The following is a 10820-nucleotide window of genomic DNA, read 5'->3' as shown; positions in this document are numbered from 1 at the left end:
ATATGGCGTTCGGAACTCGTCGGCCTGATCGTCTCGGTCGCCCAGGGCGTCGCGCCTTCCGGCTCAGGGAACGAAACCTCATTGCCTTTCGCCAGCGGCCGCAGCGGCAGCTTCAGCGTGGCCTTCGCAAGATCGAGTTGCACCGGTTCCGGCGAGGGCCAGATCATCGGCCAGTAGGCGGTCGAAACGGCGACGCGCAATTTATGGCCGGCCGGCACGCGGTAGGCGCATTGGTCGAGCACGACGCGCGCCGAAAAGGTCTGCCCTGGCACCAGCGCCTGCGGGAACTCATGCGAGTCGCGGTGGGTCAAATTGAGCAAGCCATAGGAGATCAGTTCCGAGGCGCCGTCCGGGTGCACATCGCAGAGACGCACCGCGATGTTGGCCTGCGGCCGATCGGAGGCAACTCGGACCGCGAGCTCCGGCGCGCCGACGATGTCGATCGCCTCACCGAGCTCGGGCTGGTCGAAGCAGACCGACAGCGCGTCGTCGGGGCGTTGGTCGCCGGGCAATTCCGGCCCGAAGGTGAAGGGAAAATACTCGCCGCCGGCGAGGCCGCAGGTCTGCGGCGAAGCGACGATCAGGGGTTTGCCGCCATTGGCGATAAGCTCGATCGCCTCGACCTTGATGTTTGAGGACGGCCATTCCTGCTCCGCCACCCAGCGGCCCGGCCGTTCCGGGTGCCAGCGCGCCGGCCGCACGCTGTCCATCACATAGGCGCGGTAGTCCGGATCGGCCTCGACGCCGGTCGCAGCACCCTTTAGCCAGCGGTCCCACCAGCGCAGCGCCTCCTGCAGGAAGCCGATAGCCGGATTGGGTCCGGCGTAATGCGGGTATTTGTGGATCCAGGGGCCGACGATGCCTTTGACCGGCGACTGGATGCCGGTGACGAGATTGGAGATCGTGTTGCGGTAGCCGTCATGCCAGCCGCCGATCGACAGCACCGCCGCTTTGACCGCCGAAAAATCCTCACAGATCGAGCCGCGCTTCCAATAGGCGTCGCGGTGCTGGTGACTGAGCCAGAGCGGCAAAAGGAAGGCCTGGTTCTCCAGCCGGCTGAGCCATAAGTCGCGCCAGCGGTTGCCGCCGGCAATCGCCGGATCCGGCGGCCGTGACGAATAGGACAGCATCGTCGAGGCCCAGCCGAAATTTTCCAAGAGCAGGCAGCCGCCCTTGTAATGGATGTCGTCGGCATAGCGGTCGACGGTCGAGCACAGGCTGATCACCGCCTTCAGCGCCAGCGGCTGTTTCGCCGCCACCTGCAGGCAGTTGAAGCCGCCCCAGGAGATGCCCATCATGCCGACATTGCCGTTGCACCAGGGCTGCGCCGCCGCCCAGGCGATGACGTCGCAGGCGTCCTGCAGTTCCTGCTCGGAATATTCATCGTCCATCAGTCCTTCGGAATCGCCATTGCCGCGCATGTCGACGCGGATCGAGGCATAACCGTGCCCGGCGAAATAGGGATGGGTGAGCTGGTCGCGAAAAATGGTGCCGTCGCGCTTGCGGTAGGGCAGATGCTCGAGGATCGCGGGCACGGGATTGTCGGCGGCATCCTCGGGCATCCAGATGCGCGCCGACAGCCGGCAGCCATCCGGCATGACGATGCCCATATCGGGAAATTCGACGACTTTGCGGGGGAATTCTGTGACGGTTTTCATGGGGCGCATAACGCTCCGCGGCGCACCGACTTTCAATCGCCATTCGCGACTGGAGCATCAAAAAATGCGACCTGGGTCGTTAGCGCAATTCGTCGAGCAATTCGGGGTGTTTTTCGAGCAACGTCATCAGCTGAATGGTCGGGCCGCTCGGCTCGATCAGACCTCGCTCATATTTGTCGAAGGCATTCTCGCCGACTTTGAACAGGGAACCCGCCTCACGCTGCGACAGCTTGAGCTTTGCGCGCATGCGCCGGATGGTTTCTGGCGCCGGCAGGCCGTCGATCTTTTCCTTGAGAATGCGCAGGGCGGCATCAACGGCAGCCATATCCTCCCCGACATGCACGCCGTCTCCGTCCGAAGCCGAAGCCGGATAGTAGCCCGGCAGGTCGACAACCATGCTCTCGCCTTTGTAGGTCACGGTGAACGGACGTACCCCGCGCGTCAGGATCTCTCCGGTTTCGGGAGAGATCATGGTTTCACTGGTTTCTGGCGCCATGTCATTTCTCCTTGAATGCCATGACCATGAATTCGGTCACGACATCAGCCTGGAATTTCACATAGAGAAGCATGTCGCGCGCCGGCACGTGATAGACATCCTGCCAGACCCGGTGATCGGCGAAGGTCGTCATCGATTTCACGAACATCTTCCGCGTCATGCCATCGATCACCTCGACAATGCCGGCGCGATCGAAACCAAGGCCGACCGCATCGCGCAGGGCTGACGTTGTGATAGCCAACGTGTCGACAGACCCGAACGTGGTCTTGATCGCCTCAAGATCGTAGGTGGGCCTGCGTTTCTCCATGACTCAATATGCCACCATAAAGGTGGCAATTCAAGGTAGGTGCAGTGGAAACGATTCAGTTCAGCGGAATGTCGTTCTCCGCCTTGCTCGCTTGGTAAGCGTCGGACAGCTCGTCATAGCGCTCCGAAATCCTGCCGATCCTTGCCTCCAGCCGCTTGCGCTCGGCTTCGGGCAGGGCGCGCACCAGCCTGCGAATGGAAAAGCTTTTCCAATAGGCGTTCTCGGCATTGTAACCGCCGGGGTCCAGGGTGAAGACCTCTTTCAGGATTTTGAGATCGTGCGGAATGGCGAAGCTGTCGCGCGAATCCTCGTGGCTGAACAGATAGTAGAAATTGTCGAAGCCGGTCCAGGTGATCGCTGACAGGCAGAGCGAGCAGGGCTCATGCGTGGCGAGAAACAACGCATCCTGGGTGTCGACGCGCTCAGCCTTCGGCATCTCATAGAAACGCTTCAGGCAATGCACCTCGCCATGCCAGAGCGGATTTTCCATCTCGTTGTTGGTCTCGGCCAGCACCAGCGAGCGGTCGTCCTTCCTGAGGATCGCGGCGCCGAACAGCTTATTGCCATGGGCGACGCCTTGCGCCGTCTTTGGCACGATGTCGTGCTCGATCACGTCGAGCAGGCGGTCGATCAGCGAAACGTCGGTCATGGAAGGGCTTTCAGGGAAGGTGGATCTCGTAAGGGTGCGAGAAGTGAAATTCCTCGAGATTGGAGCCGTCGCCGGCGCGGTCGACGATCAGGAAATCCTGTTCCTCGCCGATCGGCGTCAGCACGCCATGCCACAGGTTGCGGCGGTAGTTGATGCCCTGTCCGGGTCCGGCGAGGAAGGCGTGCGGCTCACCCGGGCCGTCCTTGGTGTCATGGCAGACGACCACCAGAAAGGGCCGCGGCGACAGCGGGATGAAGGCCTGGCTGCCGAGCGGATGGCGTTCGACCATGGTGAGCTTCAGCGGCATCTCGTAGGGCGTCCCGCGCACCATCGAGATCAGCACCCGCGCGTTCGGGCCGGCCGCTTCCGCCGTGGCCAGGTCGTGATAGCGCATCGCCTTGCCGCCATTGATCGGGTAGCGGTTGTCGCCGCCCATGTCGATGACGTCGCCGAAAGGCGCAAAGTTCTCGCGGGTCAGTGGCTTGGCAACGATGCGGCTCACCGCGCCTTGCCCCCGAGATAGCCGCCCCCAAGATAACCGTTAAGCCTGGCGTGGCGGTTGACGTCCTTGTAGAGCAAATAGCGGAAATTGCCGGGTCCACCGGCATAGCAGGCCTGCGGGCAGAAGGCGCGCAGCCACATGAAGTCGCCGGCCTCGACCTCGACCCAGTCCTGGTTGAGCCGGTAAACAGCCTTGCCTTCGAGCACGTAGAGCCCGTGCTCCATCACATGGGTCTCGGCGAACGGTATGACCGCGCCCGGCTTCAGCGTGACGATGGTGACATGCATGTCGTGGCGCATATCGGCCGGATCGACGAAGCGGGTCGTTGCCCAGCGCCCTTCCGTGCCCGGCATCGGGCTCAGCGCGACGTCCTGGTCGCTGGAGAAGAAGGCTTCCGGCACGTCGAGGCCGTCGACAGCCTCATAGGCCTTGCGGATCCAGTGGAATCGGGCAGCGGCGCCGCTCTCGTTGCGCACCGTCCAGCCGCTGGACGGCGGCAGGAAGGCGAAGCCGCCGGGGGCAAGTACATGCTTTTTGCCGGCCAGCGAAACGGTGATCTCGCCTTCGACGACGAACAGCACGCCCTCGGCGCCGGCGTCGAGTTCGGGCCGGTCGCTGCCGCCGCCCGGCAGGACCTCGACGATATATTGCGAAAAAGTCTCGGCGAAGCCCGAAAGCGGCCTTGCGATGATCCAGGCCCTGGTCTTGTCCCAGAACGGCAGCGGACTGGTGACGATGTCCTGCATGACGCCTTTGGGAATGACCGCATAGGCTTCGGTGAAGACGGCGCGGCCGGTCAAAAGCTCGTTCTGGCCGGGATGGCCACCCTGCGGCGCGTAATAGGTTCGCTCGGCAGTCTTGATCATATCCATGGGGTCCTGACCCTCAGAGCAATTCCAGTGTAAAGGGGTTGGATTCGGCGACTTCGCCCAAGCCTTCCGTCCGGAATTGCGTAAAAACAAACATCAGAGTGGGAGCATGTCTTTCAGGCGAAGCAACGCGATGCGTTCGACCTGTTTGCAGGCGGTTTCCAACTCGGTGCCGCGGCTGTTGCCGATCCGCGCCTCGAACTCCGCCAGGATTTCGTCCTTGGACTTGCCCTTGACCGCGATGATGAAGGGAAAGCCGAAGGTGGTGACATACGCGGCGTTGAGTTTCGAGAACAGCTCGCGCTCCTTGTCGGTCAGCGCGTCGAGCCCGGCGGAGGCCTGCTCCCTGGCCGATTCCGGCGTCAGCCGCTTGGCCGCCGCCAGCTTGCCCGCAAGGTCGGGATGGGCGTTGAGCACGGAAAGACGCTCGGCCTCCGTCGCCGCGCGGAAGACCCGGCAGAGCGCGTTGTGCAGGCCGCCCGCGCTGTCATGCGCCGGCCCAAGCTCCAGTTCGTAGGCGCGCTCGGCAATCCAGGGCGAATGCTCGAACACGCCGCCAAAGGCGTGCACGAATTCCTCGAACTCCATCCTGGACGGCCGCAGCGCCGGCGCCTGATAGGGATGCTTCTCGCGCCAGTGTTTGGCGATGTCGATGCGCCGGGTCAGCCAGACCTTGTCATGCGACTTAACATAATCGACGAAGCGCTTCAGCGCCGCTACCCGACCGGGGCGGCCGACCAACCGGCAGTGCAGGCCGATATTCATCATGCGCGGCCGGCCTGCCTTGCCGTCGGCGTAGAGCGTGTCGAAACTGTCCTTCAGATAGGCGAAGAACTGGTCGCCGGAGTTGAACCCTTGCGGCGTCGCGAAGCGCATGTCGTTGGCGTCGAGCGTGTAGGGGATGATGAGCTGCGGCGTCTCCAGCCCGTCGCGGTCGAACCAGTAAGGCAGCTCGTCGTCATAGGTGTCGGAGACATAGTCGAAGCCGCCTTCCTCGGCGACGAGCCGCACCGTGTTCACCGAGGTGCGCCCGGTATACCAGCCGGTCGGCCGCGCGCCGGTCACCTCGTAATGCAGCCGGATCGCCTCATCGAGGTCGCGCTTCTCATCCTCGGCCGCATGGTCGCGATAGTCGATCCATTTCAGGCCGTGCGAGGCGATCTCCCAGCCGGCTTCCTGCATTGCGACGACCTGATCGGGCGAGCGTGCGAGCGCGGTGGCGACGCCGTAGCAGGTCACCGGCACCTGCGCTTCGGTGAACAGCCTGTAGAGCCGCCAGAAGCCGGCGCGGGCGCCGTATTCATAGATCGACTCCATGTTCCAGTGGCGCTGGCCGACCCACGGCGCTGCGCCGACGATCTCGGACAGGAAGGCTTCCGAGGCCTTGTCGCCGTGCAGCACACAGTTCTCGCCGCCTTCCTCGTAGTTGACGACGAACTGAACCGCGACGTGCGCGCCGCCAGGCCATTTCGGGTCCGGCGGATTGGCCCCGTAACCGCGCATGTCCCTATCGTAACGCATTGTCGCTCCTGCCCGATGGTTGCGATTAAGATATCGAAAGGAGTGCGCATGCATTCCCCCGAAAATTTTTGAAAGTGCTTTTTGCCCCGCTCCGCTCGACCGGGGCTTATGCATCGCCTTTAATTGGCGCACAATTGATCTGAGATTGTACCGAGACGGGAGGCCGCCAGTGGCAGAAACGTCGAAAGCCGATGGCGGGCGCCTGACCACCCATGTGCTGGACACCGCGACCGGACGGCCGGCAAAGGGCCTGTCGATCGAGCTTTTCCGCATCGAGGCCCAGAGCCGCACCCATCTCAAGACCGTCGCCACCAATGACGATGGTCGCTGCGACGGGCCGCTGCTCGCCGGCGCCGAGTTCCGCACCGGCGAATATGAGCTGGTCTTCGCCGCCGGCGACTATCTGCGTGGCCAAGGCATCAGCTTGCCTGAGCCTGCTTTCCTCGACATCGTGCCGATCCGCTTCGGCATGGCAGAAGCGCGGCACTATCACGTCCCGCTCTTGATTTCGCCCTATGGCTACTCGACCTATCGGGGGAGTTGAGACATGGCCGATACCAAGGTCCGCACCGAGATACGTTTCATCCTGAACGGCGGCGACGTGGCTCTCACAGACGTCGCGCCCGATGCGACCCTGCTCGACTGGCTGCGGCTCAACCGCTCGCTGCGCGGCACCAAGGAAGGCTGCGCCGAGGGCGACTGCGGCGCCTGCACGGTGCTGGTCGGCAAGCTTGCCGGCGACGGCCTGGTCTATGAAAGCGTCAATGCCTGCATCCGTTTCGTGGGTTCGCTCGACGGCACCCATGTCGTCACTGTCGAGCATCTGCGCGGCGAGCCTGGTAAGTTGCACCCCGTGCAGCAGGCGATGGTCGATTTCCACGGCTCGCAATGCGGCTTCTGCACGCCGGGCTTCGTCATGTCGCTCTACGGGCTGTGGATGAAGACGCCCGATCCGTCCAACGCCGCGATCGAAAAGGCGCTGCAGGGCAATCTTTGCCGCTGCACCGGCTATGAGGCGATCATGCGCGCCGCGCATGCCATTTCGAGCTACGGCAAGGCGGCGAAGGATCCGCTGGCGGTGGAGCGCAAGGACATCACCGCGCGGCTGAAGGCATTGCGCGATGGCGCGAGAGTCGAGATCGGGTCGGGCAAGGCGCGGCTGATCGTGCCGGCCGGCGTCGACGATTTCGCAGGGCTGCTCGAAAAGGAGCCGGGCGCCACCATCGTCGCCGGCTCGACCGATGTCGGCCTCTGGGTCACCAAGCATATGCGCGACATCTCGCCCGCGATCTTCATCGGCGGTCTCGACGGCCTGCGCGCCATCTCGGAGAAGGACGGCGTCATCACCATCGGCGCGGGCGTAACCTACACCGAAGCCTTCGAGACGCTGTCGAAGCGCATCCCGGCCTTGGGACCGCTGGTCGACCGCATCGGCGGTGAGCAGGTGCGCAACATGGGCACGATCGGCGGCAACATCGCCAACGGCTCGCCCATCGGCGACACGCCGCCGCCGCTGATCGCGCTCGGCGCGCAGCTTACGCTGGGCAAGGGCAAGAAGCGCCGCACGATCCCGCTCGAAACCTTCTTCATCGCCTATGGCAAGCAGGACCGTCAGCCCGGCGAGTTCGTCGAAGCGGTGCATGTTCCGGTGCCGGCGAGCGGCGAAAAATTTGCCGTCTACAAGGTCACCAAGCGCCGCGACGAGGACATCACGGCGACGCTCGGGGCTTTTTACCTGACGTTGGCCAAGAACGGTACGGTGGCCGATATCCGCATCGCCTATGGCGGCATGGCGGCGACGCCGAAGCGCGCCACGGCGGTTGAGAAGGCATTGATCGGCAAGGTCTGGAGCGAAGCGACCGTGGAGGCGGCTATGGCCGAATACGCCAGTGACTTCACGCCGCTCACCGACATGCGGGCAAGCGCCGAATATCGGGCGCTGGCGGCGAAGAACCTTCTGCTGCGCTTTTATGTCGAGACGACCGGCACCAAGGCGCCGCTACAGGTTTCGCGCAGCGAGGCGGCCTGATGCAAATCAACGCGTGCAAGCAGTCGCGGGTAGCGTCCTTCTCCCCGTTCACGGGGAGAAGATGCCGGCAGGCAGATGAGGGGCGGCGCCGGCACCGGTCGTTTTCTGCAAACTCGTCGACGTCAGCGCCGCCCCTCATCCGACCCTTCGGGCCACCTTCTCCCCGTGAACGGGGAGAAGGAAAGGAGGCTGAATGACCAAGCACGTCCCTAACCTCAAGGCCCAGAAGATCTCGGGTGGCGTCGCCAGCGACCAGCGCCACGAATCCGCGCACAAGCATGTCAGCGGCACGGCGGTCTATATCGACGACATGCCGGAGCCGGCCGGCACGCTGCATGGCTGCCTCGGCCTGTCCACCGCGACGCATGCGACGATCACGAAGATGGACCTCTCGGCCGTGCGCGCCGCGCCTGGCGTCGTCGATGTGCTGACGGCAAAGGACGTGCCGGGAGAAAACGACATTTCGCCCACCGGCCGCCATGACGAGCCGGTGCTCGCCGAGGGCAAGGTTGAGTTCTATGGCCAGCCGATCTTCTGCGTCATCGCCGAGACACGCGAGCAGGCCCGCCGCGCCACCAGGCTGGCCAGGGTCGAGTACGAGCAGCTGCCCTTCGTCACCGACATAGGCGCGCTCGACCCGCGCAAGGACAAGCTTGTCACGCCGCCGCTCACATTGAGGCGCGGCGACGCGGCGGCGGCGATCAAGGCAGCGCCCCGCAAGCTCAAGGGCAAGATGCGCCTCGGCGGCCAGGAGCACTTCTATCTCGAAGGCCATATCGCAATGGCCGTCCCCGGCGAGGACCAGGACGTCACCATCTATTCCTCGACCCAGCATCCGAGCGAAGTCCAGCATATGGTGAGCCATGCGCTGGGTATCCCGAGCAACGCCATCACGGTGGAAATCCGCCGCATGGGCGGCGGCTTCGGCGGCAAGGAAACGCAGGGCAACCAGTTCGCGGCGCTCGCCGCGATCGCGGCCAAGCGCCATCATCGTGCGGTCAAGATCCGGCCGGACCGCGACGACGACATGACCGCGACCGGCAAGCGGCATGATTTCCTGATCGACTACGAGGTCGGCTTCGACGACGACGGCAACATCCTCGGCGTCGACTTCATGTTTGCTGCGCGCTGTGGCTTTTCGTCGGACCTCTCCGGCCCGGTCACCGACCGCGCGCTGTTCCACTGCGACAACACCTATTTCTGGCCGGCGGTGCACGCTCAGTCAGCGCCGCTTTATACCAACACGGTCTCCAACACCGCGTTTCGCGGCTTCGGCGGCCCGCAAGGCATGGTCGGCGCAGAGCGGGTCATCGACGAGGTGGCCTTTGCCCTCGGCAAGGACCCGCTCGAGATCCGCAAGAAGAACTTCTATGGCGCAAGTGGTGACAAGGAGGGCGACCGCAACGTCACGCCCTACCACCAGACGGTCGAGGACAATGTCATCCAGCGCATCATCGCCGAGCTGGAGGCGAGCTCGAACTATGCGCGGCGCCGGCGCGAGATCAGCGCTTTCAACGCCAACAGCCGCTTCATCAAGCGCGGGCTGGCGCTGACGCCGGTCAAGTTCGGCATCTCCTTCACCGCCACGCACTACAACCAGGCCGGCGCGCTGGTGCATGTCTACACCGACGGTTCGGTGCATCTGAACCATGGCGGCACCGAGATGGGGCAGGGTCTCTACCTAAAGGTGGCGCAGGTGGTGGCCGAGGAGTTCCAGATCGACCTCGATCAGGTGAAGATCACCGCGACCACCACCGGCAAGGTGCCGAACACCTCGGCGACCGCCGCCTCGTCCGGTTCCGACCTCAACGGCATGGCGGCGCAGAACGCCGCCCGCCAGATCAAGGACCGGCTGACCAACTTCGCCTCGGAAAAATACCAGGTGCCGCGCGACCAGGTGTTGTTCCTGCCCAACCGCGTCCGCATCGGCAACCAGGAGATACCCTTCGGCGATCTGGTCAAGCAGGCCTATATGGCCCGCATCCAGCTGTCGGCGGCCGGCTTCTACAAGACGCCGAAGATCCACTGGAACCGCGACAAGGGCGAAGGTCGCCCGTTCTACTACTTCGCCTATGGCGCTTCCTGCTCGGAAGTCTCGGTCGACACGCTGACCGGAGAATATGTGGTCGAACGCACCGATATCCTGCATGAAACCGGCCGTTCGCTGAACCGCGCCATCGACCTCGGCCAGGTCGAAGGCGGCTTCATCCAGGGCATGGGCTGGCTGACCACCGAGGAACTGTGGTGGGACGACAAGGGCCGCCTGCGCACTCATGCGCCGTCGACCTACAAGATCCCGCTCGCCTCCGACCGTCCAAAAGTCTTCAACGTCACGCTGGCCGACTGGTCCGAGGCGAACGAGCCGACCGTGCATCGCTCCAAGGCCGTCGGCGAGCCGCCTTTCCCGCTCGGCATGTCGGTTCTGCATGCGCTTTCCGACGCCGTCGCGAGCGTCGCGGACCACAGGATCTGTCCGCGCCTCGACGCGCCGGCGACACCGGAGCGTGTCTTGATGGCGATCGAGAGGCTGAAGCGGGAGGCCACGCAGCCGGCCTGAATGCGCCTAAACGTGCAAATCGAGGCGCAAAACGCTATATTTCCGGGATGGAAATGCAGACGATGAACTCGAAAGTACAAGATCTGAAGGCGTTCCTCGGCCAAACCGGCCGGGTCGCCCTCGTCGAGGTCGCGGCCACGAAAGGCTCGACGCCGCGCGAGGCCGGCGCTTTCATGCTCGTCTCGACATCGGCCATTTTCGGCACGATCGGCGGCGGCCAGCTCGAATATAT

11 protein-coding genes are annotated in these 10820 nt (G+C 64.0%); 4 read left to right on the top strand and 7 right to left on the bottom strand.

What is annotated here, in order from left to right:
• The 7 genes from EOA27_RS07965 to puuE all read right to left on the bottom strand — a co-directional run.
• Window positions 1-1658 (bottom strand): CocE/NonD family hydrolase (locus EOA27_RS07965; protein WP_127255866.1); only part of this gene is annotated, 1658 nt, incomplete at its 3' end.
• Window positions 1659-1737: 79 nt separating this feature from the next.
• Window positions 1738-2154, bottom strand: coding sequence for a type II toxin-antitoxin system MqsA family antitoxin (locus tag EOA27_RS07960; protein WP_126079907.1), 417 nt, complete (start codon window positions 2152-2154; stop codon window positions 1738-1740).
• 1 nt (window position 2155) lies between these two features.
• Window positions 2156-2461, bottom strand: coding sequence for a type II toxin-antitoxin system MqsR family toxin (locus tag EOA27_RS07955; protein WP_126079906.1), 306 nt, complete (start codon window positions 2459-2461; stop codon window positions 2156-2158).
• Window positions 2462-2516: 55 nt separating this feature from the next.
• A complete protein-coding gene (locus tag EOA27_RS07950) occupies window positions 2517-3110 on the bottom strand; it encodes a nucleoside deaminase (protein ID WP_126079905.1) in 594 nt (197 codons plus the stop codon).
• A 10-nt stretch (window positions 3111-3120) separates the two neighbouring features.
• Window positions 3121-3612 carry an ureidoglycolate lyase gene (locus tag EOA27_RS07945; protein ID WP_126079904.1) on the bottom strand — a complete coding sequence of 164 codons (492 nt, stop codon included), beginning with the start codon at window positions 3610-3612 and terminating at the stop codon, window positions 3121-3123.
• Complete coding sequence (locus EOA27_RS07940; RefSeq protein WP_126079903.1) at window positions 3609-4484, bottom strand: bifunctional allantoicase/(S)-ureidoglycine aminohydrolase; 876 nt, start codon at window positions 4482-4484, stop codon at window positions 3609-3611. Before EOA27_RS07940 ends, EOA27_RS07945 begins: the two co-directional genes overlap by 4 nt.
• A gap of 93 nt (window positions 4485-4577) precedes the next feature.
• Window positions 4578-6002, bottom strand: coding sequence for an allantoinase PuuE (puuE, locus tag EOA27_RS07935; RefSeq protein ID WP_126079902.1), 1425 nt, complete (start codon window positions 6000-6002; stop codon window positions 4578-4580).
• Between the two features lie 169 nt (window positions 6003-6171).
• Between puuE and uraH the strand changes: the two genes are divergently transcribed.
• From uraH to EOA27_RS07915, 4 genes are all read left to right on the top strand, one after another.
• Window positions 6172-6546 (top strand): hydroxyisourate hydrolase, encoded by a 375-nt coding sequence (gene uraH / locus EOA27_RS07930; RefSeq protein WP_126079901.1) that lies wholly within the window; start codon window positions 6172-6174, stop codon window positions 6544-6546.
• Between the two features lie 3 nt (window positions 6547-6549).
• A complete protein-coding gene (xdhA, locus tag EOA27_RS07925) occupies window positions 6550-8031 on the top strand; it encodes a xanthine dehydrogenase small subunit (protein ID WP_126079900.1) in 1482 nt (493 codons plus the stop codon).
• Between the two features lie 193 nt (window positions 8032-8224).
• Window positions 8225-10588 (top strand): xanthine dehydrogenase molybdopterin binding subunit, encoded by a 2364-nt coding sequence (gene xdhB / locus EOA27_RS07920; RefSeq protein ID WP_126079899.1) that lies wholly within the window; start codon window positions 8225-8227, stop codon window positions 10586-10588.
• A gap of 62 nt (window positions 10589-10650) precedes the next feature.
• A partial coding sequence (locus EOA27_RS07915; RefSeq protein WP_281059400.1) for an XdhC family protein occupies window positions 10651-10820 on the top strand: 170 nt, incomplete at its 3' end.

The organism is Mesorhizobium sp. M2A.F.Ca.ET.037.01.1.1 (assembly GCF_003998075.1).
GTDB lineage: Bacteria > Pseudomonadota > Alphaproteobacteria > Rhizobiales > Rhizobiaceae > Mesorhizobium.
The sequence above is the reverse complement of the archived record's forward strand: the minus strand, read 5'-3'. Positions and strand labels throughout refer to the sequence as shown.